General features: G+C 58.6%; 19 protein-coding genes and 1 pseudogene. 10 read left to right on the forward strand and 10 right to left on the reverse strand.

Annotated elements, in window-relative coordinates:
- Positions 1–72: 72 nt before the first annotated feature.
- The 6 genes from J2X71_RS32940 to J2X71_RS32965 all read right to left on the reverse strand — a co-directional run bounded on the left by J2X71_RS32940 (position 73) and on the right by J2X71_RS32965 (position 5,566).
- Positions 73–1,278: an extracellular solute-binding protein gene (locus J2X71_RS32940; protein ID WP_310389163.1), complete on the reverse strand. Its 1,206-nt coding sequence runs from the start codon at positions 1,276–1,278 to the stop codon at positions 73–75.
- A 76-nt stretch (positions 1,279–1,354) separates the two neighbouring features.
- Complete coding sequence (locus J2X71_RS32945; protein ID WP_025669759.1) at positions 1,355–2,212, reverse strand: carbohydrate ABC transporter permease; 858 nt, start codon at positions 2,210–2,212, stop codon at positions 1,355–1,357.
- The gene (locus J2X71_RS32950; RefSeq protein ID WP_310389046.1) at positions 2,209–3,093 is read right to left on the reverse strand and encodes a sugar ABC transporter permease; all 885 of its coding nucleotides are present in this window, start codon (positions 3,091–3,093) and stop codon (positions 2,209–2,211) included. The genes J2X71_RS32945 and J2X71_RS32950 overlap by 4 nt, the downstream gene beginning before the upstream one ends.
- A 13-nt stretch (positions 3,094–3,106) precedes the next feature.
- Positions 3,107–4,264, reverse strand: a complete 1,158-nt coding sequence (locus J2X71_RS32955; RefSeq protein WP_310389047.1) for a Gfo/Idh/MocA family oxidoreductase — start codon at positions 4,262–4,264, stop codon at positions 3,107–3,109.
- 249 nt (positions 4,265–4,513) lie between these two features.
- Positions 4,514–4,861 (reverse strand): hypothetical protein, encoded by a 348-nt coding sequence (locus J2X71_RS32960; RefSeq protein WP_113319956.1) that lies wholly within the window; start codon positions 4,859–4,861, stop codon positions 4,514–4,516.
- A gap of 45 nt (positions 4,862–4,906) precedes the next feature.
- Entirely contained in the window at positions 4,907–5,566 is a 660-nt protein-coding gene (locus J2X71_RS32965; RefSeq protein WP_310389050.1) for a helix-turn-helix domain-containing protein, read from the reverse strand.
- A gap of 144 nt (positions 5,567–5,710) precedes the next feature.
- Between J2X71_RS32965 and J2X71_RS32970 the strand changes: the two genes are divergently transcribed.
- Entirely contained in the window at positions 5,711–6,676 is a 966-nt protein-coding gene (locus tag J2X71_RS32970) for a hypothetical protein (protein ID WP_310389164.1), read from the forward strand.
- 5 nt (positions 6,677–6,681) lie between these two features.
- Here the strand turns inward: J2X71_RS32970 and J2X71_RS32975 are convergent, their stop codons facing one another.
- From J2X71_RS32975 to J2X71_RS32985, 3 genes are all read right to left on the reverse strand, one after another.
- On the reverse strand, positions 6,682–8,460 hold the full coding sequence (locus J2X71_RS32975) for a hypothetical protein (RefSeq protein ID WP_310389053.1): 1,779 nt from the start codon (positions 8,458–8,460) through the stop codon (positions 6,682–6,684).
- Between the two features lie 92 nt (positions 8,461–8,552).
- Complete coding sequence (locus tag J2X71_RS32980; protein ID WP_310389055.1) at positions 8,553–9,221, reverse strand: response regulator; 669 nt, start codon at positions 9,219–9,221, stop codon at positions 8,553–8,555.
- Positions 9,211–10,431 carry an ATP-binding protein gene (locus J2X71_RS32985; RefSeq protein WP_310389057.1) on the reverse strand — a complete coding sequence of 407 codons (1,221 nt, stop codon included), beginning with the start codon at positions 10,429–10,431 and terminating at the stop codon, positions 9,211–9,213. The genes J2X71_RS32980 and J2X71_RS32985 overlap by 11 nt, the downstream gene beginning before the upstream one ends.
- 272 nt (positions 10,432–10,703) lie before the next feature.
- Here J2X71_RS32985 and J2X71_RS32990 point away from each other — a divergent pair, with 272 nt between their 5' ends.
- The 5 genes from J2X71_RS32990 to arcC all read left to right on the forward strand — a co-directional run bounded on the left by J2X71_RS32990 (position 10,704) and on the right by arcC (position 14,825).
- Positions 10,704–11,054, forward strand: coding sequence for a hypothetical protein (locus tag J2X71_RS32990; protein WP_310389059.1), 351 nt, complete (start codon positions 10,704–10,706; stop codon positions 11,052–11,054).
- A 184-nt stretch (positions 11,055–11,238) separates the two neighbouring features.
- Positions 11,239–11,445 (forward strand): hypothetical protein, encoded by a 207-nt coding sequence (locus tag J2X71_RS32995; RefSeq protein WP_007813158.1) that lies wholly within the window; start codon positions 11,239–11,241, stop codon positions 11,443–11,445.
- A gap of 171 nt (positions 11,446–11,616) precedes the next feature.
- Positions 11,617–12,843 carry an arginine deiminase gene (gene arcA / locus J2X71_RS33000; RefSeq protein WP_310389061.1) on the forward strand — a complete coding sequence of 409 codons (1,227 nt, stop codon included), beginning with the start codon at positions 11,617–11,619 and terminating at the stop codon, positions 12,841–12,843.
- Positions 12,844–12,883: 40 nt separating this feature from the next.
- Entirely contained in the window at positions 12,884–13,888 is a 1,005-nt protein-coding gene (locus J2X71_RS33005) for an ornithine carbamoyltransferase (RefSeq protein ID WP_310389063.1), read from the forward strand.
- A gap of 1 nt (position 13,889) precedes the next feature.
- Positions 13,890–14,825, forward strand: a complete 936-nt coding sequence (gene arcC / locus J2X71_RS33010) for a carbamate kinase (RefSeq protein ID WP_310389065.1) — start codon at positions 13,890–13,892, stop codon at positions 14,823–14,825.
- 14 nt (positions 14,826–14,839) lie between these two features.
- Here arcC and J2X71_RS33015 read toward each other — a convergent pair whose 3' ends face one another.
- Positions 14,840–16,195, reverse strand: coding sequence for an amino acid permease (locus J2X71_RS33015; RefSeq protein ID WP_310389067.1), 1,356 nt, complete (start codon positions 16,193–16,195; stop codon positions 14,840–14,842).
- A 169-nt stretch (positions 16,196–16,364) separates the two neighbouring features.
- Here J2X71_RS33015 and J2X71_RS33020 point away from each other — a divergent pair, with 169 nt between their 5' ends.
- The 4 genes and pseudogenes from J2X71_RS33020 (at position 16,365) to potE (ending at position 23,450) form a co-directional block, all read left to right on the forward strand.
- Positions 16,365–17,291 (forward strand): cation transporter, encoded by a 927-nt coding sequence (locus J2X71_RS33020; protein WP_310389167.1) that lies wholly within the window; start codon positions 16,365–16,367, stop codon positions 17,289–17,291.
- 157 nt (positions 17,292–17,448) lie between these two features.
- A pseudogene (locus J2X71_RS33025) lies at positions 17,449–19,711 on the forward strand (Orn/Lys/Arg decarboxylase N-terminal domain-containing protein).
- Positions 19,708–22,071: an ornithine decarboxylase gene (speC, locus tag J2X71_RS33030; RefSeq protein WP_310389070.1), complete on the forward strand. Its 2,364-nt coding sequence runs from the start codon at positions 19,708–19,710 to the stop codon at positions 22,069–22,071. The pseudogene J2X71_RS33025 and the gene speC overlap by 4 nt, the downstream one beginning before the upstream one ends.
- Positions 22,072–22,091: 20 nt before the next feature.
- Positions 22,092–23,450, forward strand: coding sequence for a putrescine-ornithine antiporter (gene potE, locus J2X71_RS33035; protein WP_310389072.1), 1,359 nt, complete (start codon positions 22,092–22,094; stop codon positions 23,448–23,450).
- Positions 23,451–23,455: the final 5 nt, after the last annotated feature.

Raw genomic sequence — 23,455 nt, forward strand, 5'->3', positions numbered from 1 at the left:
GTCCCGGCCTGAACGCGCATGAATTGGTCGGTGAGGATCGCAGATCGTCGACCTGCGATCCTCGACGTCGATTTACTTGAAGGCCTCGATCTCGCCTGCAGCCTTCTTCAGAGCGGCTTCAGGCTCGGCCTTGCCGGTGACGACGGACTGGACCATCTCGATCATCGAATTCTGGAAGCCCTTGTAGTCGGTGAAGAGCGGCTCGGGACCACCGTAGCTGATGCCCTCGATGAACGGCTTCCAGAAGGGGTCCTTGGCAACGAATTCGTCGACCTTTGCGGACGGACGCAGCGGGGTGAGGCCGGCGCCGCCCTGCAGTTCGTATTCGCCCTGGATGTCGGGTGAGGTGATGTACTTGGCGAATTCCATCGCCTTGTCCTCGACACCAGAGCCCTTGAAGATTGCAAGGCTGTCCGTGATCAGCAGCGTGCCTGCACCCTTGGCATCTGGACCGAGCGGCAGCGTCGTGACGCCCCAGTTGATCTTCGTATCCTTCAGGCGATAGGCGGCACCCGAGCCGGCCTGGATCATCGCGACCTTGCCATCAAGGAAGATGGCGCGGACTTCATTCTGCTCATAGGCGGTCGGGCCCTCTTCGGCAGAGGCCGAAATATCCTTATAGGCCTTCAGTGCAGCAAGAATCTGCGGGCTGTCCAGCGTGATCTTGCCTTCGGCATCCGTCACGGCGCCATTGTTGGTGTAAACCCAATGCATGAACTGATGCATCGTGTTGTCGAAGGTCTTGGCAGAAAGACCAAAGCCCGGAATGCCGGTCTTTTCCTTGATGGTCTTTGCCATCTGGATTTCTTCGGCCCAGGTCTTCGGCGGTGTTTCGGGGTCGAGGCCGGCCTGCTTGAAGAGATCCTTGTTCCAGTAAAGCGCCTTGGTGGAGAAGGCGATCGGAACGCCCCACTGGTTGCCGTCGAAGGTGACCGTGTCGACGATATGCGGGTAATAGCCCTTCTTCTCGTCATCGGTCATCGGAACCGGAACGATGAGGTCGTTCTGCGCGAATTCCTTCAGCGTGCGCGAGCCGACATAGGCCATGGCGACCGGCGTGCCGGCGGCAGCCAGCGTCGTTGCCTTGTCCTGGCACTGCGCCCAGCCGACGACTTCCGGCGCAACCTTCCAGCCGGCGTTCTTGGATTCCCATTCCTTGATATATTTGGTGTGGATCGGGTCGATCGTGTCGCCGCAATAGATCCAGCTGATTTCCTTGTCGGCTGCCTGGGCCGTGACCGCAGTCAGTGCCGTCGAACCAAGCAGGGCGAGCGCCATAAGGCCAGTCTTGATGGTAATGCTCACGTCGTTACTCCCATTCTCGTTGTTAGCTGTTCACTCTTTATTGTTGGTCTTATTGTTTCACCGCACCGGCGGTCAGGCCGCCGACGAGATAGCGCTGAAGGAAGAAGATGACGATCATCGCCGGCGCGATGCCGACGAAGGAGGCCGCCATCAGTTCGTTCCAGATGACCTCCTGCTTGCCGAAGTAAGCGAAGAGTCCCACCGGCAGGGGCATGTATTCAGTCTTCGAGTTGAAGGTCAGCGCGAAGATGAACTGCTGGGCATAGGCGCCGATGAAGGTGGTGATCGCAACGACGATAATCCCCGGCATCGCGATGGGCAGAATGACGCGACGAAGCGTATAGAAATGGCTCGCGCCATCCATATAGGCCGCTTCATTGAGTTCCTGTGGAATGCGGATCATGTAGGTTCGCAGCAGCCAGATCGCCGAAGGGATCAGGAAGGCGACGCCCGGCACGATCATCGCAAGATAGGTGTTTAGAACACCGATGCTGCGCATCAAACGGAAGAGCGGGATGAGCAGGACGGCGCCGGAGAACATGTTCACCGTCAGGAAGGCGCCGAGCAGAATGCCCATACCCCTGAACTCGAACTTCGCAAACGCATAGGATGCCGGAATGACGAGGCAGAGCACGATCACGGTGACGATGATCGAGATGAAGAACGAATTGAAGATGTAGCGACCGAAGCCGGGTACGCTGATCCACATCGTCCGGTAGGCCTCGAACGAGCCGTTTTCCGGCCAGAAGCGGTAGGGCGAGGAGAAGAGCTGGCTGAGCGGCTTCAGCGAGACCAGGAAGCCTTCGACGAAGGGCGACAGCACGAAGAACAGGAAGAGCGCTATGCCGCAGTAGATGAGAATGATTTCCCACCAGCTGTAGCGATCGATCATGGGACGGCTGCTCATGCGCGCTTCTCCGGGTTCAGGCGGCGGGTGACGCGGAAATAGGCGAAGCAGAAAAGCGACAGGAAGATGCAGATCAGCACAGCGCGCGCTGCCCCTTCGCCATATTTCTTCGAGCCGATCGCCGTCTGATAGGTATCGATGATCATCGTCGTCGTTTCGCCGCTCGGACCACCCTGTGTCAGGATCCAGATAATGTCGAAGGAATTGAAGGTCGCAATCAGCGACAGCATCGACATGGTGATGATGGCCGGAATCATCAGCGGCAGCGTGATGCGGCGGAACCGGTACCAGCGGCCGGCGCCGTCGGTCCATGCCGCTTCATAGAGATCCTTCGGGATCGACTGGATCGCGGCGAGGAAGTAGATCGTCACCAGCGGGACGCCGATCCAGACGTCGGTCACGATCGTTGCCCAGAAGGCGGTGCTGCCATAGGCGAGGAAGGCGACCGGACCGTCGACGAGGCCGAAGCGCTGCAGCAATCCGGAAATCATCCCGAACTGGCCATTATACATCCAACCCCACATGAAGATGCCGATTGCCATCGGCACGATCCATGGCGGCATGGTCAGCAGTCGAAACAATGAACGGCCGGGCACGGCGGCGTTCAGCATGGAGGCGCCGAAGGTGCCGATGATCATCTTCAGGGCGACCGAAAAGAAGGTCCAGATGAAGGTTCGGACAATGACTTCCGCGAAGGTGGAATTGAAGATCTTCTCGTAATTGACCCAGCCGACCCAGTTCGTCACCTTGCGCAGCGATGCATCCGTAAATGACAGGATGAACGTATCGACCAGCGGATAGGCGACGATCGCGAGCACATAGAGGACGGCCGGAAGGAGAAGGATCCAGGCGAAGATGACGGCACTTTTCTGAGCACTCATCTTGCCGTTCTCCTCAGGCCGCTCTGGCGTGTAGCGCCTCGTCGAACCGGTCCCATATGGGACGAAGGTCGATCACGGCCTTCTTCATGCGAGCCTCATCCATGGCAAGTGCCAGGATGCCTGCCTCCAATGCGTTCAGCGTAGAGACCGGCAGATCCGACCCGGAGCGCACGCTTTGCAGAATATCGGCCGCCATCTGCTCGTCGGCGCCGTAATGCTGCGACAATTCGGTCGCGGCATATTTGTTTTCGACGATCTTGTTGCCGGTCAGCTGCTCGTGGACATCGAGATAGCCGCGGACGAAGTCCCCCTCGGCCATGCCGCGCGAGCCCATGATGGCGAAACGGCGGAACTGGTCGGGAACGTTCAGGTTGGTGTGGAAATTCATGCCGACGCCATTCGCGTATTCGACGATCGCCACCTGATAATCGATGATGTCGGCGTCGCTGTCGAACACCTTGTCCGAGCCCATCCAGCCGCTTGGCTTGCGGTGGAAGAGTTCCAGATCGTTGATGCCTTCGCGCGCCGGGTCATTGGCGGGAATGAAGCTCTTGCGGCCGCCGAAGCTAGCGACGCGTTCGGGGCGGGCGCCGATCACACCATTATAAAGGTCGAGGTCATGGCAGCATTTTTCCAGCATGAAACTGCCGGAATAGCGCTCGTAGCGGCGCCAGTCGCGCATGAAGAAGGCGCCGTGATAGGGTTCGATATGTTCAGAGGCTTCGATGGAGACGATATGGCCAAGCTTGCCTTCGGCCTGGATGGCGCGCAGATCCTTGTAAAGAGGAGAGTAGCGCAGCACGAGGCCGACCATCAGCCGTTCATGGCCGAACTTGGCCATCAGATGGGCAAGTTCGATGCTTTCGGCGATCGTGGTGACAATCGGCTTTTCGCAGAAGACCTTGAGACCAGCCTCAAGACCGAGGCGGATATGATCGAGATGCATGTGGTTGGGAGAGCCGATCATCAGGAGATCGAGATTTTCGGAGGCGAGGAGCTCTTGCGGTGAAGCATAGGCCTTGCCGACAGAGACGCCCTTTTCCGTTAATCCGGGAAGTCCCGCGGGCTCCGGATCGACGTAACCGACGATCTCGAAGCTGCTGTCGATAGCCTTGAAAACATAGCCAAGATAGCCGAGCCGGAATCCCAGCCCTATGATTCCCACTTTCATGCCAACAATGTTCCCAATTCGAAATTTATTTTCTTCAAGTTGGGACAAAAAACGCGGGCCGTCAACTGAAAACGGGGTTCAGGGCGGATTGATGAAATTAATTTTCATCAATCCGCTCCACCCCCGATGTGACCGGTTGAAAGATCAGATCGGGCGGCTGGAGTACACCCTTCGGCTTTGGCTTCGAGACTATGCGACCGGCGGTTCACTCCGCAGCGTTCGCGTGACGGAGAGAACACAAGGTGGGCTTTAGGGTTTCAAGTCATAGGCTTGGTGAGATGCACGAAGCTCTGCCAAAGTCTTGCCGACGCAGCTGCCGCCACTTGCGCCGCCGGTTGCCTTCGCTTGACCGTCCAGGGTGATCGTACCGCCCATGCGTTCGGATGCCACATAGGTTGCGACACCGTCCTCTGAAATACGTGATATGTAGAAAACGTGATAGGTTTCCTTGTACTTGCATTGGATAAGTATTGGAAATTGGTCAAATGGAGAGGTCTGTGCCTCCGCAGCCGCGAGTGGAAGGCCCGTTAGTGCTATCAGGCTTGCGAGGACCGCTTTGGCTGATGCGTTCAATCTTCGACCGGATGCATGCGTCATCGTTCAATCCCCTTTTTCAAGATCGACCTTCGAAATCCGCTGCAGCTAGATCGTCAGTGCGACGAGCGCATCACGGTCGAGAAGTCGGACAATGCGTTGCAGTTTGCCGTTGAGACAGAGAATTCGTTTTTCACGTAGTTTCGTAAAGCAACGGGCAACGGTCTCGACCGTCAGCCCGAGGTAGTCGGCAATATCGCTGCGCGACATCATCATATCAAATTCGCAATCTCCGGGATAACGATCAGCCGTTTCATAAACAAAGGCGGCCACCCGCTTCAGTGCGCTTTGCTCGGTGATGACGAGCTGTTTGTGCTGCGCCTTCGCGAGGTTCGTCAGGGCAATGTGGAGAAGGTCTATGGGGACGACTGCCTCCTGATTGGCGCGAAAGGGCTTTATACAGGTTTCACAGACGGCCTCTGCAAAATCGGTTCGTACATTGCCCGTCTCGAGCCCGAACCATTCACCCTTGCCGCAAAAGGACAGAATATATCGCTGCCCGCTTGCCGTGAGGCGATAAATCCGCACCGCGCCCGCTTCGACCTGGTAGATCGCAAACGCGTGTTCACCTTCGCTATAGATCGTCTCGTCGGCCTTGAGCCGGATCGATTGATCCTTGGCCGTTCCGGCAACGCTGCCATAGCGATGGCCAGAAACTGTCGTTTGCCTTACGATCGTTTGGTTTTGAAGCATATGCGTCGCTCCCATCCGCATCGCAGCATAAGCAATCGCTCCCCGCCCCGGTATTCGAGATATCCCTTACGTATTGCTACGGAAGCCCCGAACCACCAAGGGGTGTATAAAGCCATTCCCCTTGATGAGAGCGATACGAAGGTATCGCGGGAGGTCTGGATGGTATCGGAAGAGGGAGGGGAAAACCGCGCACTTCAAGACTCTGCAAGCGTGCATGCGCAGCTTGACCTTATTCTCGCCAGTCCGGAATTCCTTGCCCCGGAGCGCGGGCGCCGCTTCCTGCAATATATCGTTGAAGAGACACTTGAAGGGCGCAGCGAACAGCTCAAGGCCTATACGATTGCACAAGCGGTTTTTGGTCGTGATGCATCCTTCGATGCACAGAATGATCCAGTTGTCCGCATCGAGGCGGGGCGGATCCGTCGAGCGCTCGAACGATACTACTTGGTCTGCGGAAGCAGTGACCCAATCCGGATTACCGTCCCCAAAGGAGGTTATGCGCCGCACTTTTCGAGCGCAGAAGACAGTTCGTATGTAGCAGAAATTTCCGCCTCGCAGAACCGCGAGAGCAAGCGGCGCGCCCCCGGGCAGGAGCGGGCAGTGAGCTATCGTGATCTCCTCTTGCCGATCGGCGTCCCCGCGCTGTTTGGGGCAATGGCCATACTCGCTCTTGTTCGTCCGCTTGAAGCCTATCTCTTCCCACCAGAGACGTCGCCGGCGCCTGCCGCATCAAAGTCGGAGAGCAAGGTCAGGGTTGCGGTCGAACCCTTCGTCGCTCTCGGCGGCAGTGCGCAGGGACCTGATTTCGTGAAGGGATTGGCCGATCAGCTGATTGCAAAGCTCATGAAGGTGGAGAGCCTTACTGTGCTTGCTCCAGGCCGATCCGGGGCGGAAACGACCGGTTCGTTTTTCAGCCTGCAGGGAAGCGCGCTCATCGAGGGTACGATCCTTCATCTGCATGTCCGCCTGATAAATGCCGCCGATGGCGCGGTCACCTGGGCAAATCAATATGATCGAGACCTGCGCGGCCAGGCCATTCTCGACGTCGAGGACGAGATCGCCACACAAATCGCGGTGACTATTTCGAACAACCACAGGCTGAACGACGCGGGCGCCGATCCGTAGCTGCCTTATCTTGCTGACAGGGGGCTGATAACCAATCCCGAGGCGCGCAGCCCGTTCAGGAACCGCTCCTGATCCTCCGGCCGCTGCAGGCGGAGCGAGACCTCCTGGCGTATGTCAGTCATCAAAATGGGCGCGTGAATATTGAGCCAATCCTTTTCCAGCATGGCTTCATCAGTCTTTCCGGCAGCACCGAGAATGGACTGCAGCACAAGGCGATGCATGGGATTACCATCGAGATCGGACCTTCGCGACCACTTCTCCGCCTCTTCGAGATCTCCTTCCATGAAGGCGCACAAAGCCATACCGACCTCGTAATAACCTCTGGTACCGATACCCTTGTTGAGGGCGATCGACAGCAACTCGCAGCCTGACTGCCATTTCCCAGACATCGCCAATCGCAAGCCGTACTCGCCTGCGACTTCCACATCATCAGGGTTTGCAGCATAGGCTGCGGTGCCTGCCTTTAAGGCTTCGTCGATATCCCCCCTGAAGAAGCTCACCAGCATCTGCGCCTGCAGCACGCGGGGATTGTCCGGCGCGAGCGATGCTGCCCGCTTCACCGCAGCGCTCGCCAGCGCGAGAGGCTGGGTCGACGATAATGTACCGAGCGTATGGCGGAATCTGATTTCGTCGAGATAGACCATAGACAGCAGCGCCCAGGACGCCGCATTGTCGGGAAAACGCTGGGTGGCCTGTTGCAGGCATTCGCGCGCCGCGCTGTGACTTTGCGCTGTCATGGTCTGACGATAGCTGGAATAGACGAATGTACATTCATGGGCACTTCGGTCTTCCATCTGTGCCGTTCGCGCTATCATATCCGTGTCGGTCTGAAAGATGGCGCCATAGGGCTGTGCGATCGCATCGGCGATTTTTCGCGCGAAATTGCCTTGAATCACAAGCTGGTTCTGGTCCTGAAGATCCCCATCGAAATTATTGGCCCAGACGACGGCTCCATCCACTTGGTGCACCAGCCTGGCAGCAGCACGCAGCCTGCTTCCATCGATCTGGACATTACCCTGCAGAATGTAGTCGGCAGCTGAGACGCGCTCATCACGGAGCGGATCAGCGACGACGACGATGTCATCGAACTGGGCGAGTTGTCCGATAATATCGTCCCTCAGGCCACGCGCGATATCCGAGCCAACGTCCGCTGGGCTGCTTTCGGCAAAAAACTCGACGATCACCTTTGGCTCAGGACGTGTCAGCGGCAATGCTGCGGTCGGAGCATCACGCGAAGACAATGCGAACGTGAGGGCTAGGAGCAGAAGAGCGAGGACAACGGCCAGCGCAGCCACGAGACCAATGAGGGTGACCAACCCCGGCCGAGGTGTTTCCTCAAGCGAATGACTTTGATCTTCGTACTCAACATCTTGCAGATTGTCCGAGGTTTCGATGGGCTCAGTCGGAGTGGGCGCATCCCGCGCATATTCGAAATGCGGGACATATCCGCCTTTGGGCACAGTAATGACGACGTCATCCCTCTCGCCTGCGACGAGATAATAACGCTCGAGCGCCTTTCGTATTCGGCCAGCCTCGATCCGGACAACCGGATCATTCTGCGGGTCGAATGAAGCCTCCCGGCCAAAGACCACATTTGCTATCGTAAATGCTTTCAAGAAGTCCGATCGACCGGCAAGCGTCTCGTTGACGACAAATTCCAGGAAATTTCGCCCGCGCTTCGGCGCGTGAAATTCCTCGCTTGTAAGGATTCGTTCAACCTGTCGGCAAACTTCGTCAGCCGTCGGCCCAAGACTGCTGAAAGCATTGACCTTTGCGCTTCTCATAACCGTCCCTACGACAAAGATCACGCAACTATATAAGTCAATTCTAACGCATCATACCCCACAAGACCGAGGTTGCAAGATTTGCTTTAGGATTATCGAATATAAGTTGACCAGCCGCCGATCGGCAAAGCCTTCGCAGTTTCAGGCGATTGCGTCGCAGCGTCGATGGTAATGGCCATGCGCATGAGCTCCGCCAGATTGCGCGCGCCCATTTTAGCCATCACATTGGCGCGGTGGACCTCCACCGTGCGCGAGCTAATGCCAAGCTGATACGCAATCATCTTGTTCTGTAAGCCATCGAGCACGCCGGTCAGAACCTGATATTCACGCTCCGTGAGCTGGTGGAGCCGTGCGGCGACGCCCCCGGAATCAGGTAAAACGCCGCCGGCCCGCCTCTGTCCCATCGCTCCATTGATGGCCGCAATCAGCACGTCCTCCTTCAGAGGTTTCTCCAGGAAGTCGAATGCCCCCGCCTTCATTGCCTGTACAGCCGCGGCAATATCTCCCTGGCCGGTAATGACGATCGCCGGCACGTCCATACTGAGACGCTGCAGGCGATGGAGCAATTCGATGCCGTTAATATGCGGCATGCACAGATCGGTGACCAGACAACTTCGCCCCGACAGCGGCAGAAGTTCCAGGAAGGCTTTCGCACAGCTATGTGCACGAACAGCAAAGCCTGCCGACACCAGCAAAAACGTTAGAGAGCGCCGGAGCGACTCCTCGTCGTCCACGAGATGGATCGTAAGATCATTCGCCATCGATTGTGGTCTCCGCCAGCGGAAGCGAAAATGAGAGGATAGAGCCTCCCTGTATTCCCTTGCGCGCGCTGATGTGGCCTCCATGGGCTTCGATGATGCGTTTGGACAATGCCAGGCCCATGCCAAGTCCCCGCGGTTTACTAGTCACGAAAGGACGAAACAGCGCCTCTTCGATCTCGGCGGCAATTCCGCAGCCATTGTCGGATACGTCGACAATCAGATGCGAGAAATCGTCGGTCCTGGTGTGGATCGCGATAGTCGGCTGCTCGACGCCGTCGGTCGCCTCCGCGGCATTCTGAAGAAGATTCATCAGCACCTGGACGATCTGGACGCGATCTGCGACCACGATGTCCCGCTTTGCTTCAAGCTGCAAATCGATGTGAAGGCCTTTCCGGGTTGATCCGGTGAGCCCAAGCGTCGTCGCTTCGGGGATCAATGCGTGCATCGCCTCTAGTCGTTTCTCGCTGGCGCCGCGCTTTGCAAATTCCCGGATGTTCTTGACGATCGTTCCCGCCCATAAGGCGTGCTGTGTGATTTCCGACAGAGCCTCACGAAGCTCCACACCGTCCTGATGGCAGTCGTCCGTCATAAGGCGCCTGCAACCTTCAGAGTAAGCAGCGATCGAAGACAGCGGTTGGGACAGTTCGTGTGCCAGCGTCGCTGTCATTTCCCCAAGCGCGACTATTCTTGCAAGACGCGCCAGCTCACGTTGAAGCTCCTGAACCTGCTGCAATGTCTCGCGCTCCGTCCGGAAGTCCTCAAAGATCGCCGCAACGAAGGTTCGTCCTTCGCCTTGTTCTCGGATGATGGTCAGGGCAGTTGGAAACTGAACGCCGGTTTTGGTCGTCGCCAGACCAGCACGCACCGCGCCCTGGTCTGCCCAGCGTCCCTTGATCTGAACATCCGGCGTTGAAGACCAGACAAAGTCGATCTTGCGGTCGAGCAGTTCACCTTCTTCATAACCGAACAGGGTCACCGCAGCCCTATTACAGGCTGAAATTCTATTGTTGGCGGTCATGAAAAAGACTGCGTCGGGCATGTGTTCGTAGAGTTGCCGTATCCAGTTCGCCTGTGGCCCGTTCTCTTTGCACAAACCTCGCGCGGACTTATCGCGTGCTATTCGCGAGCCGATGAACGAGGTTCGTCCCGTCAGGCTTGAGACATGGGTGCTGAATTCGGTAACATGCGGCGCCTCCATCTTGGTCGACATGATGGTCTCCTCCGCCCTTTGAGAAGCGATCCAGTGCCTCAACGGCCTTTCCCTCCTCAACAATGACAAGAGTTTACCATCTTTGGATGGGGGATCAGTGTAGTATCGCGTAGACTCTATTGGTCTTTTTCTACAACCGGACCTGCTGAAAGCCCGGCGAGCCGACGCTTTGGGCCGGCCTCATCTCCATTGATCCGGCTCAATGCCTCTGGCTCGTTGTTCCGCTACTCTGGGACGCGATGGGTTTACAGCCATTTTGAGGGAGCTGGAAGATGAGGAAGTTCGTCCTTGCCATTGCTATTGCGACCGCTGCGTCGTTGGTGACCCCTGTCGGCGCCCAGCAGAGCCGCAAGGAATTCCGGCGCATGAACTGGGCCGAAAACCTGCCGGAGCACATCAGAGCCTATCACGACAAGCGGTTTTCCATTGTCAGTTTTCGAACCGCAGTCGAAGTCGGCGCGATGCCGAGGCCGGGCAGCGCTGAACATGTCAAGGAAATCCGAACGGCGATCCGTTCCAACCCATGGCTCGTTCAGCAGCTGAAGGCCAAGAAATTGACACCCAACCAGATCGAATGGGTGACGCGCGCCCGCAACGGCAATCTGACGTTCTACATCGAATGAGCGGCACGCAGGTTTCCGACGAAGAAGTCTGCGCTGTCGCGAATCCATCGAAAGGCAAGTCATAGCGGAGATCTTTGCGGCATCCGCGCGCTGGCAGAAAAAACCACGCCGGCCGAGCGACTGGCACGCCGAAACAGGGCCTCTTGTCGGTCGACGCTCGCGCATCGTCGGGGAGGGTTCGGTGATGTGGCGATTGGTCGTCGAAGCTCCGTTCGAAGAGGATATAGAACTCGCCGTCATCGACGACGAAGGCGTCCATGCCTTGGTTTTTCCCTGCCAGCGTCTGCCTGGCGGATGGGCAAATGCCCTGACCGGCGAGATGCTCGATCTCCACCCGACCCATTGGCGCGCATGGCAGATGCAGCGATGCAACACGTCTGACCTTCACTGAACAGGCTGCATTCTCCTCATCCCGGATGGTCGGAAATTGCAAATGCTGCACCGCACCTTGTCTGCAATCAATGACATCGCCGTGTCTGCCCAAGTAGGCTTTCAAACAGGCTGGATGTGTTCAAGGGCCGGCGGCGGCGCCGTCATCCTTGGGGGCTGGAAGGAGGACCGCATGCGTGGTTTCGGTGTTCATTCTGAGGTCGGAAAGCTGAGAACCGTCATGGTCTGCCGACCGTCTCTGGCGCACCAGCGGCTGACGCCCGCGAATTGCCATGACCTTCTTTTCGACGATGTCTTGTGGGTGCATGAGGCCCAGAAGGATCACTATGATTTTGTCCTGAAGATGCAGGAAAGAGGGGTCGAAGTTCTTGAGACCCATGACCTGCTTGACCAGACGTTTTCAAACAAACAAGCGCGCGATTTCATACTGGATCGACGCATCACCCCGAACGTGCTCGGCTCCCAGATCGCCGAGGCGATGCGGCCATGGCTCGACGAGATGCCGGCCAAACAGCTTGCCGCCTTCATGATCGGCGGCATTGCGATCTCCGACCTGCCCGACGTCAAAGCGAAGTCGCTGATGCTGAGTGCCCTTCCGGAAACCGATTTCGTCATCCCGCCGATCCCCAACACCCTATTCCAGCGCGACCCCTCGTGCTGGATCTATGGCGGGGTGACCTGCAACCCGATGTTCTGGCCGGCCAGACGCGCCGAGACGCTGATCCAGCGCGCGATCTACAAGTTTCACCCTATATTCCACGGCGGCGATTTCCGGATCTGGTGGGGCGATTCCGATAATCAGTTCGCTAATGCCTCGATGGAGGGCGGTGACGTCATGCCGATCGGCAATGGCACTGTTCTGATCGGCATGGGCGAACGAACGACCTATCAGGCCGTTGGTCAGGTGGCGCAGGCCCTGTTCAAAAACAAGGCCGCAAAGCGAGTGATCGCCTGCCTGATGCCGAAGAGCCGCGCAGCCATGCATCTCGATACGGTTTTCAGCTTTTGTGATCGCGATCTTGTCACGCTCTTTGCCGAGGTCGTCGATCAGATCCGCTGCTACAGCATGTATCCGGTAGACGATGACGGCACATTCGAGATCCATCCCGAAAGCCAGCCGATGCTCGATGTCGTCGGCGAAGCGCTCGATCTGCCGCTAATACGCACGGTCGAAACAGGCGGCAATTCCTATCAGGCCGAACGCGAGCAATGGGACGACGGCAACAATGTCGTCGCGCTCGAACCCGGTGTCGTCGTCGCCTACGACCGGAATACCTATACGAATACGCTGCTGCGCAAGGCGGGCGTCGAGGTCATCACCATCCGCGGTTCCGAACTCGGTCGCGGCCGCGGTGGCGGGCACTGCATGACGTGCCCTATCTGGCGCGACCCGGCTTAATGACGTTTTCACCCACCAAACAGACTGACGGAGCAAGACCATGAGCTTTAATCTGCGCAATCGCTCGCTTCTGACCGTGCAGGACTACACCCCTCGGGAGTTCCGCTATCTCCTCGATCTCGCGCGCGATCTGAAGCGGGCCAAATATTCCCGCACCGAGCAGGAACATCTGAAAGGCAAGGAAATCTGCCTGATCTTCGAGAAAACCTCGACGAGAACGAGATGCGCCTTCGAAGTTGCCTGCTCGGACCAAGGCGCCAACGTCACCTATCTCGATCCGTCCGGCTCGCAGATCGGGCACAAGGAATCCTTCAAGGATACGGCGCGGGTGCTCGGCCGCATGTATGACGCGATCGAATATCGCGGTTCCGCGCAGAAGGGCGTGGAGACGCTGGCACGTTACGCAGGAGTGCCAGTCTATAACGGTCTGACGGATGAATATCATCCGACGCAGATGATTGCCGACGTCATGACCATGCGTGAACACAGCGACAAGCCGATCGCCGCCATCAAATATGCCTATGTCGGCGACACGCGCTCGAATATGGGGCATTCACTGCTGATCGTGGGCTGCCTGCTCGGCATGGACGTGCGCATCTGCGGCCCAAGATCGCTTTGGCCGTCTGAGGAATATATGAAGATCGCCAAGGATCTGCAGCAGGCCTCGGGCGCACGCCTGCTGGTCACCGAGGATCCCAGAGAGGCAGTCAAGGACGTCGACTTCATCCACACGGATGTCTGGGTTTCGATGGGCGAGCCAAAAGATGTCTGGCGTGAACGCATCAAGCTGCTTACCCCCTACCAGGTCAATCAGGACCTGATGAAAGCGACCGGTAATCCGCAGACCAAGTTCATGCATTGCCTGCCGGCATTCCACGATACCGAAACCACGCTTGGCAAGCAGATCGCCGAAGACTACGGCATGGCGAACGGCCTCGAAGTCACGAACGACGTCTTCGAGTCCGAGGCCAATGTTGCCTTCGAGCAGGCGGAAAACCGCCTGCATACGATCAAGGCCCTACTTGTGGCTACCTTGGGAGATTGACATGCGTGTCGTCATTGCGCTGGGCGGCAATGCGCTTCTTCGGCGCGGCGAGCCTATGACTGCCGATACCCAGAGGCGAAATGCGCGCACCGCGGCTGAGGCGATCGCGCCCCTGGCGGCTGAACATGAGCTTGTCATAACACACGGCAACGGGCCGCAGGTCGGGCTGCTTGCGCTTCAGGGGGCGGCCTATAAACCGGAGGAAGCCTATCCGCTCGATGTTCTCGGCGCCGAGACCGAAGGCATGATCGGCTACATGCTGGAGCAGGAGCTCGGCAATCTCCTGCCCTTCGAGCAGCCCCTGGCGACACTCCTCACCATGGTCGAAGTCGATGCCGACGATCCCGGCTTTCAGAACCCGACAAAATTCGTCGGCCCGGTCTACGACAAATCCGAGGCGGACCGGATACGCACGGAAAAGGGTTGGGTCTTCAAGCAGGATGGCGAAAAATGGCGTCGCGTCGTCGCCTCGCCGGCGCCGAAACGCATCTTCGAGATCCGCCCGGTCCGCTGGCTCCTGGAACAGCGCACGATTGTTGTCTGTGCAGGCGGTGGCGGCATACCGACCATGTATGAAAAGGGTGCCGATCGGAAGCTGATCGGCGTCGAAGCCGTCATCGACAAGGATCTCTGCTCGGAGCTTCTGGCCCGCGAGCTTTATGCCGATCTCCTGATCATGGCGACCGATGCCGAGGCCGTCTATACCGATTGGGGCAAGCCGTCCCAGAAGGCGATCCATCGCGCTCGTCCCGATGATCTGAAGCAGTTTTCCTTCCCGGCCGGCTCGATGGGGCCGAAGGTGGAGGCGGCCTGTCATTTCGCCCGTGCCAACGGCAAGGCGGCGGCGATAGGCTCACTTGCCGACATTGCCGGAATGGTGCGCGGCGAACGCGGGACGATCATCGATGGCGGCTTTGATGGCCTGAGTTGGCACTGATCTTCCAAGACACGCTATCCTGACACGGCCGGGCGCGTTGCTGCACTCGATCCTGCCTCTTTGTCTGTCGCTCCAGCAGCGTTTCGCCTTTGCCAGACATAGACGGGGATTCCAAGCATCAAGAGTACCAGACCATACAGCACCGGTTCGGCGCCGGAGCCGTAAAGGGTGAAGATTGCAAAGACAAAGGCGATGACTTCGATCACGCTGACCCTTGGCATCCGCCCATCCGTCGCGCCTGCAATGAGGATTCTGGCAAGCGAACAGAAGGCATAGGGAACGACGGCAGCCATCGTGCTCAACCCGACCATCAGACGATAGACCGCGGCAAAACCTTCCGAGCCAAGCGCCTGGACGAGCACCAGGATCGTCGCAAACGAGGCAGAGATGACCATCCCCCATGCCGGCACGCCTCGCTGGGACAATCGGGCAAACAGCGGAGGAAACAGTCCATCGCGCGCAGCCGCCATTGGAACTTGCCCCATCAGCAGGGTCCAGCCGTTCAGCGCGCCGATCGAGGAGACCAGCACCGCGATCGAGATCACCAATTCACCGGACCGTCCCCACATGACCCCGGCAGCCTGAGAGAAGGGCGCGACGGAGTGAATGAGCTCTTCGCGGGGAACGAGGCCCATCACCACGACGGTGCCGAGTACGTAAAGAGTGGCGGCGATCGAGATCCCAAGTACAGTTGAACGGGGAATGGTCCGTTCTGCATTCTCCACATCGCCGGCAGGAACGGTCGCCGATTCCAACCCCAGATAGGCAAACATTGTCAGCGGCGCCAGCGTTGCAAATGACTGCAGCAGCGGCTGGCCACTCGGATTGAATTCCGAGAAATGCGATGTGTCGATGTAGAGAAGGCCGATGATGGCAACGGCGCCGAACGGGAGAAGCTTGGCATATGTCGTCACCTCTGCGAACAGACCCGCCGCGTGAACACCGCGAAGATTGACGAGCACGATCGCCCAGATCACGCCGAGCGTCAGCACAGTCGCAGTGAAGCGGTTACTGAGGGCAGGGAAGAGGTCGACCATCACGCCGGTAAAGGCGATCGCGATGACCGGCAGTGACGTCCAGATCGAAATCCAGTAACCCCAGGCGATCAGAAAGCCAGCAAAATCGCCGTAGGCGAGCCTGGTATAGGCGTAGGGGCCGCCGACAGCGGGCACCAGTCTTGCCAGCCGCGCGAAGGTGAGGCCGAGGCAGATCGCGCCGGCACCCATGAGGATCCAGACGATGATCGCCAGGTTGCCGTAAGGTGCCACCGCGGCCGGCGAAAGATAAAAGCCCGATCCCACCATGTTTCCGACCACGATAGCGGTGCAGGCGGCAAGTCCGAGGCTTTTGCCGTTCGACGAGGTTGTCATGACGTCCCTCCCGTGAGTCGGCTTCCGGGAGCCGATGGCTCTTCGGACTGCGATTGTCGTTGCAAAAACGGGCTGCCGCAATCCGGTTCAATGCGTAGTCTGCCGGACTGGTCTAGCCTTCACCATCGAGATAAAGCAGCTAGAATACGGGGCTGGAGGTGAAGCGATGATGTTGGGCGAGCAGGGTTTTCTCAGGATCTCCATTGCAGCGACCGTCGTCGTCGCGACGCTCGGCGTTGTCTTCGGCATACTCTCAGGCTCGTTCTCGATCGCCTTTGACGGCGTTTATTCGCTGGCGGATGCAGTGATGACGGGATTTGCACTCTGGATCTCGAGCCTGATCATCAAATCGACGCAGAGCGACGCCCAGTCTGGCAGGATCCGAAACCGTTTTACCATGGGCTTCTGGCATCTGGAGCCGATCGTCCTCATGCTCAATGGCTGTCTGCTGATGACGGTCGGCGTCTACGCGTTGATCGGCGCGATCATCAGCATCCTGAACGGCGGCCATGAACTGCAGTTCGGTATGGCGGTGACCTATTCCGCGGCAACCATGCTCGTATGCGCTGTCATGGCCTTCATTGGCATCAGGCTGAACCGCAGCATCAAATCCGATTTCATCTCGCTCGACATCAAAGCCTGGATCATGTCGGGTGGGATCGCGTTTGCGCTGCTCATCGCGTTTTTGATCGGCATGGCCGTACAGGCAACATCAGTTGCCTGGCTTGCGAGCTACATGGATCCGGTGGTCTTGGCTCTCGTCTGTCTTGTCATGATCCCGCTCCCGATCAGCACCGTCTGGAAGGCGCTGACTGAAATCCTGCTGATTGCCCCTGTCGATCTGCAGGAACATGTCGATCGCGTTGCCTCGGACACGGTTCGCCGCCTCGGCTTCCTGTCGCACCGTGCCTACGTCGCCCAGGTCGGTCGCGCAAAGCAGATCGAACTCTATTTCATCGTCCCCGAAGGGCTTCCCGCAAAGACCGTGGAGGAGTGGGACGCACTCCGTGACGAGATCGGGCACGCGATCGGCGACGAGAGTGCCAATCGCTGGCTGACGATTGCCTTTACCGCCGATCGGGAATGGGCTGAATAGCGCGCATTCACGCTCCGCCAACGGCCTCGAAATGCTTCGCGTCACGTTGATTGCAATCAACGACGCTGCACCACCCGTCATGTACGATCCCCCAACCTGAGATGCATGCGGCTGCTTGCCGGCCGCTGCCTTTGACATCAGGGTTCTGGAGGAACGCATGGATTTCCAGACGGCATTTCCGATCGCTGTTATCGACGAGGATTTTGACGGCAAGAGCGCCGCCGGCCGTGGCATGCGCGATCTCGCCGGAGCCATTGAGAGAGAAGGATTCCGGATCGTCTCCGGCGTTTCCTACGAGGACGCTCGTCGTCTGGTCCATGTCTTCAACACCGAATCCTGCTGGCTGGTCTCCGTGGACGGAGCCGAGGACAAGGCCACGCGCTGGCAGGTGCTGGGAGAGGTCCTGGCCGCGAAACGGCAAAGAAATGACCGACTGCCGATCTTCCTCTTCGGCGACGATACAACCGCCGAAGACGTTCCAGCCTCCGTGCTGCGCCACGCCAATGCCTTTTTCCGGCTATTCGAGGATTCGGCGGAATTCATGGCGCGCGCCATCGCGCAGGCCGCCCGCAACTATCTCGACCGGCTGCCGCCGCCGATGTTCAAGGCGCTGATAGATTATACGCTGGAAGGCGCCTATTCCTGGCATACACCCGGCCACGGCGGCGGTGTCGCTTTCCGCAAAAGCCCGGTCGGCCAGCTCTTCTACACGTTCTTCGGCGAGAACACGCTGCGCTCCGATATTTCCGTATCGGTAGGCAGCGTTGGCTCGCTTCTCGATCATGTCGGTCCTATCGCCGAGGGTGAGCGAAATGCGGCGCGAATATTCGGCACGGATGAGACCCTGTTCGTCGTTGGCGGCACTTCGACCGCAAACAAGATCGTCTGGCATGGCATGGTCGGGCGCGGTGATCTCGTGCTCTGCGACCGCAACTGCCACAAGTCGATCCTGCACTCTCTCATCATGACGGGTGCAACGCCCATCTATCTGACGCCGTCTCGCAACGGGCTCGGCATTATCGGTCCGATCTCGAAGGACCAGTTCACGCCTGAGGCAATCGCCAGCAAAGTCGCCGCAAGTCCTTTTGCAGGGCAGACGAGCGGCAAGGTCCGGCTGATGGTCATCACCAACTCGACCTATGACGGGCTCTGCTACAATGTCGATGCGATCAAGGCGTCGCTGGGTGACGCGGTCGAGGTGCTGCACTTCGACGAGGCCTGGTATGCTTATGCCAATTTCCACGAATTCTACGATGGCTTCCACGGAATTTCGTCGAACCAACCCGCGCGCTCGCAAAACGCCATCACCTTTGCAACGCAGTCGACTCACAAGCTGCTGGCCGCCCTTTCTCAAGCATCGATGATCCATATCCAGCATGCCGAGAACAAGCGTCTCGACAGCACGCGCTTCAACGAAGCCTTCATGATGCACACCTCGACCTCGCCGCAATATGGCATCATTGCCTCCTGCGATGTCGCGGCTGCCATGATGGAGCAGCCGGCCGGACGTGCCCTGGTGCAGGAGACGATCGACGAGGCGATCAGCTTCCGCCGGGCGATGAATGCGGTTTAGAAAACAAACAGAGGGCAGTTGGTGGTTCGACGTCTGGGAGCCGACGGTTGCCGAGCAGACCCCGAGCGATACCCATGCCGACTGGGTTCTGAAGCCGGATGATGCCTGGCATGGCTTTACCGGGCTTGCCGAAAATCATGTCATGGTTGACCCGATCAAGGTTACCATCTTGTCGCCGGGCCTCTCGGCAAGCGGCGTCATGGACGAACATGGCATACCGGCCGCCGTCATTACTAAGTTCCTGTCATCTCGACGCATCGAGATCGAAAAGACCGGCCTCTATTCGTTTCTCGTGCTCTTCTCCATGGGTATTACCCGCGGCAAGTGGAGCACGCTCGTCACCGAGCTGCTCAATTTCAAGGATCTCTATGACGCCAACGCGCCACTGACCCGGGCGCTGCCGGCGCTGGCAGCTGCCCATCCGGAAGCCTATGCCGGCATGGGGCTGAAAGATCTCTGCGAGAAAATTCATGCGATCTATCGCAAGGACGATGTGCCGAAGGCGCAGCGTGAGATGTACACCGTCCTGCCCGAAATGGCATTGCGGCCCGCCGACGCTTACGATCGACTGGTCAAGGGCGGGATCGAGAGTGTCGAGATCGACAATCTCATGGATCGCATCCTCGCTGTCATGATCGTTCCCTATCCGCCCGGAATCCCGCTGATCATGCCAGGCGAGCGGATCACGCAGTCGACGAAGTCCATCCAGGACTACCTGCTCTACGCCCGTGACTTCGACAGCAAGTTCCCCGGCTTCGAAACCGATATTCACGGGCTTCGCTTCGCGCCCAGTGACGGCGGACGTCGCTATCTTGTCGATTGCATCGCAGGGGAGGGGCAGCAATGATCCCGCGCGACGTGAAGTCTCCGACGGTTGCCATACCGTTTCACAAGATGCTGAAGATCGTCGCCGTCATAGATCGCGATAATTCTCAGGCTCAGGCGCTGGTGTCACAGATCACTGCCCAAGGCTTCGAAGTGGAGTTGCGCGACGACTATTCGGCCGACGTATCGGAAGATGCAGATGTCGGCGCCTATATCGGCTCGGTCGAGGGCGGCAAGCTGCCAGCGGCTCGCAGCTTTCTTCGTTCCGTCAGGGACATAGGCTTTCGCACGCCGATATGGGCGATGGCGGATACCCTGACGATTGCGGATATGGATGTCGTCGAGATGGCCGGCGAAGTGGATGGCTTCGTCTATCTCGGCCAGCAGACGCCGACCTTCTATGCCAAGCAGATCGTTTCCAGCGCGGTCAACTACGGCAAGTCGCTCTTGCCGCCATTCTTCGGCGGCATGATGGCCTATGACGGCGAGGCGAACATCGCCTTCGATTGCCCGGGGCATCAGGGCGGTCAGTTCTATCGAAAGTCCCCGGCCGGACAGCTCTTCTTCAAGTATTTCGGGGAGAGCATTTTCCGCAACGACCTCTGCAACGCGGATGTCGATCTCGGCGATCTCCTGATACATGAAGGCCCTGCCGTCGAAGCACAGAAACAGGCGGCCCGCATCTTCGGCGCTGACAGGACCTATTTCATCCTGAACGGAACGAGCACCTCCAACAAGGTCGTTGCCAATGCGGTGCTGCACAGCGGCGATCTCGTGCTCTTCGACCGCAACAATCACAAATCCCTGCATCAGGGCGCCCTTGTACAGGCTGGCGCTATCCCGATCTATCTGCCGACCGCCCGCAATTCCTTCGGCATGATCGGCGCGGTCGACTGGGCGGCCTGGGACGAGGCCTGGCTGCGGCAGAAAATAGAGGAACATCCGCTCGTCGGCGACAAAAGCCGTGCGCATGCGGAACGACCTTTCCGCCTGGCCTGCATCCAGCTCGCGACCTATGACGGCACGATCTACAATGTCAGCCAAGTGATGGAGAAGATCGGCCATCTCTGCGACTACGTGCTCTGGGATGAGGCCTGGATCGGCTACAACGCCTTCCACCCGCTCTTCGAGGGCCACAGCCCGATGCGGCTGAAGGATTTGTCGGCCGATATGCCGGGGCTGTTTTCCACCCAGTCGGTTCATAAGCAAGGCGCAGGCTTCTCCCAGGCATCGCAGATCCACAAGCGGGACGAACACATCAGCGGCCAGCGCAGGTTCGTCGAACATAAGCGTTTCAACGAATCACTGCTGATGCATGTCTCGACCTCTCCCTTCTATCCGCTTTTCGCCTCCCTCGATGTCAACGCCAAGGTGCATGAGGGCAAGGCCGGTGAGATGCTCTGGGACCGCTGCATCGAACTCGGGATCGAGGTGCGCAAGAAGCTGCGCGGCTTCGTGGATCATTACGAGACCAAAGCAGCAAGCCCAGAAGAACAGTGGTTCTTCGATCCCTTTGTTCCAGACAGGGTCTCGGTTTCAGGCTCGAAACATACCAGCGATCTCGCCGACACCAGATGGGAAGATGTCCCAACGCAGATACTGAAACGCGAGCAGCAATGCTGGCGGTTCGATCCGGAGGCAAAATGGCATGGTTATGCAGGCTATGCGCCCGGCTACACCATGGTCGACCCCAACAAGCTCACAATACTCACACCCGGCATTGACCGGAAGACTGGCGGCTATCGCGAATTCGGTATCCCGGCGACTGTCGTCGCCAACTATCTGCGCGAACAGCGGGTCGTGCCGGAAAAATGCGACTTGAACAGTCTCCTCTTCCTGCTGACCCCGGCCGAGGACGAAAGCAAGCTGAACACGCTCGTTGCCAAGCTCGTCAAGTTCAAGAACTTGTGGGACCGCGACGCGCCGCTGCAGGAAGTGCTGCCGACCGTATATGCGGCCAACCGCGAGCGCTATGCCGGTTATACGGTCCGTCAGGTCTGCCTGGAGATGCATTCCTTTTACCGAGAGGCCGGCGTCAAGGAACTGCAGCGCCTTTGCTTCCGCTCCGAGAGCTTCCCGGAGCCGGCAATCGCCCCTAAGCGGGCCTATGAGGCGCTGGTCGCCAACAATGTCGACTATGTGCCGCTGACGGAGGCCGCCGGCCGCATTTCCGCGACGTTGGCACTGATCTATCCGCCCGGCATCGGCGTGATCGTGCCAGGCGAGCGCTGGGACGACAGAGCGCAGCCGATGCGGGACTATTTCCTGGCCTTCGAAGAATCCTTCAACCGGTTTCCGGGCTTCAATTACGAGGTCCAGGGCGTGTTCCAGGAGCGGATCGATGGGCGGATCAAATTCCACACATATGTCGTGCGCGAGTAGGGGTTGGGGAGGATTTCATCATGACAGACAACACGATGCATCTTGCAACTGACGCTACAGCCAAGAAGAAGATGAACCTCGTGCAACTCACCTTCATCGTTGCTGTCAACATGATGGGATCGGGCATCATCATGCTGCCCGCCAACATGGCGCAGGTCGGTGCAATCTCGCTCCTTTCCTGGCTCGTGACCGCCATCGGCTCGATGGCAATCGCCTATGGCTTCGCTCAGGCCGGGCTGTTCAATCAGCGCCCCGGGGGCATGTCCGCCTATGCGGAAGATGCCTATGGGAAGGACGGCTACTTCATGGTGTTCTTCCTCTATTTCCTCTCACTTGCCGTCGGCAACGTGGCGATCGGCATTTCAGCCGTCGGTTATCTGGCGGGGTTCTTTCCGGTGCTGACCTCGACACCCATCATGACCTGCCTGGCGCTGATCGTGCTCCTGTGGCTGACCACGGCCGCCAATTTCGGTGGTCCGCGCATCACCGGCCGCATCGGCTCCATCACGGTCTGGGGTGTCATCCTTCCCGTTGGTCTGCTGTCGATCATCGGCTGGCTTTGGTTCAGTTCCAGCACCTTTGCCGCAGCCTGGAATCCGAAAGGGCTGACGCTGGGGCAAGGGATGGGATCGAGCATCTCGCTGACGCTCTGGGCCTTCCTAGGCATGGAGTCTGCCGCACAGAATTCTGATGCCGTCGAAAACCCGAAGCGCGACGTGCCGCTTGCCTGCATGTTCGGCACGCTGGGTGCTGCTGTCATCTACATCCTGTCGACGACGGTCATTCAGGGCATCGTGCCGAATGCGGATCTCGCCACCTCCACAGGGCCGTTTGCGCTCGCCTATGCCACCATGTTCAATTCGACGATCGGTTCGATCGTCATGGCGCTGGCGGTATTGGCCTGCCTCGGCTCGCTGCTTGGCTGGCAGTTTACGATCGCCCAGACAGCGAAAACCGCTGCCGATGAGCGGATGTTCCCATCGATATTCTCGCGCGTGAACGAAATGGGAGCGCCTGTGCGCGGCATGATCATTCTTGGCATCCTGCAGACCTGTCTTGCCCTGATGACCATATCGCCGACGCTGAGCGAGCAGTTTTCCGCGCTCGTCAACCTCGCTGTTGTCACCAATGTGCTGCCTTACATCATCGCTCTGTCGGCGCTGTTCGTCATGATGAAGACGGCCCGTGTGCCTCAGGCGAAATACCGGCTGAACGCTACGATCGCACTTATCGGCATGGCCTATAGCGTGTTTGCCATCTACGCCTCCGGCAAGGACGCCGTGCTCGGCGGTATGATCGTCACAGGTATTGGTTTCATCATTTACGGCCTGATCGCTCCGCGTTTCGCCAATGGCGTGAGCGGGGCGCCGACCAAGTAACGGAG

Source organism: Rhizobium sp. 1399, from assembly GCF_031455475.1.
Lineage (GTDB): Bacteria > Pseudomonadota > Alphaproteobacteria > Rhizobiales > Rhizobiaceae > Rhizobium.